Source organism: Kitasatospora sp. NPDC018058 (assembly GCF_044327205.1).
GTDB lineage: Bacteria > Actinomycetota > Actinomycetes > Streptomycetales > Streptomycetaceae > Kitasatospora.
Window position 1 is genome coordinate 1 of the sequence record NZ_JBIRFA010000148.1, and the last position, 1276, is coordinate 1276.

The following is a 1276-nucleotide window of genomic DNA, read 5'->3' on the forward strand; positions in this document are numbered from 1 at the left end:
ACCGGATCCAGACCCTCCCGCCACACCGGCACCACCGCCCCCTTCGGCGGCACCCGCACCCCCGCCTGCGCCGGCCCCACGCCATCCCCGGCCGGGGCGAGCGCCTCGGTCAACTCCTCCACCGCCACCACCCGACGCTCCAACACCGCCCTCGCCGACCTCAGCTCACCCTCCAGGCGCTCCAACTCGGCCTCCAGATCCTCCACCCGCACCCGGGCGGCCTCCCGACGCTCCTCCAGCAACCCCAGCGGCGACGGCGGCATCACACACTCCGTTCCGACCTCGACAAACCGACGCCGAAACCCTGCCGCCCAACCCCGCATACCATGCCTGAACAGCGAAAAGTCATACACCGCAAGCGGATTGCGGATGCCTTCTGAGACGCCGCTGATGGGGCCGGTCTCCAGTGCGGTCTGCTTGTTGATCAGCAGGTGCGGGTTGGCGGTGTCGGGCCAGCGTCGTCGCCGGTGCTCCAGCCAAGCGAGGGCGGCCTGCAGGGCGAGCCGTGGGCGCACCTGCGCGCACCGTACCGCTGCTCCTTCTGCGCCGGGCACCACATCGGCCGTCCGCGGCCGGCCATTGGCCGCGCCGCCAAGCCGCGACGCCGCTAGGGCCTGTTGTGGAAGTCCTGGTCGCGCGGGGTCTGGCGCACATGGGTGGCCTCGTTGTCAGCGCCGCTGGGCATGATCGGCGCGTCAGCTCTTCGTGTAGATGGGAAATGCCATGCCGATCACCAACCAGCAGGTCCTGGGACACGGATTCCTGCGGGAGATGTTCGACGACTCGTACTTCCCTGATCAGGTGGTCGACCGGGGCAGGACGATCCTGCTGCAACTGTGCGAGCGCATCGAGGCCGAGCGGCCGTCGGATCTGGAGGCCTTTTATGCGCTCACCCGGACTGCCACGGAGGAGTTCAACCTGCTGGACAGGGAGTTCATGGCGGCCGGGAGCGGGATCGAGACGGTTGCCCGCGAGTGGATCTGCGATGAGTTCTGCTTCGTCGCGTCGGCATACGGGTTCACGGACGCGGATGCGGACGAGCTAACGGCCGGCAGGGACTGGTGACCGAGGACGGGAAGGCCACCCCGGTCAGAGCCATTCGTTGAGAGCTGCGATCAGCACGGTCGCCTCGTAGCGAACAGCGAGCTTGTCGTACCGCGTGGCGACAGCGCGGTGCCTCTTGAGAGGGCGGGATGTGAGCCTTTGTCCGGTTCGCCGTTGAGTCTGGATGAGGCGCAGTGATCAGTGGTTCGGGGCGTGGTCGATACCAGGTGCC

At 68.1% G+C, this 1276-nt stretch carries 1 protein-coding gene and 2 pseudogenes; 1 reads left to right on the forward strand and 2 read right to left on the reverse strand.

The features are described from left to right. Positions 1–515: pseudogene (locus ACH4E7_RS45625) on the reverse strand (hypothetical protein); the annotation flags it as partial. A 208-nt stretch (positions 516–723) separates the two neighbouring features. Between ACH4E7_RS45625 and ACH4E7_RS45630 the strand changes: the two are divergent. After that, positions 724–1065, forward strand: a complete 342-nt coding sequence (locus ACH4E7_RS45630) for a DUF5713 family protein (protein WP_396255133.1) — start codon at positions 724–726, stop codon at positions 1063–1065. Between the two features lie 24 nt (positions 1066–1089). Here ACH4E7_RS45630 and ACH4E7_RS45635 read toward each other — a convergent pair. Continuing rightward, positions 1090–1185, reverse strand: a pseudogene (locus ACH4E7_RS45635) (IS5/IS1182 family transposase); the annotation flags it as partial. Positions 1186–1276: the final 91 nt, after the last annotated feature.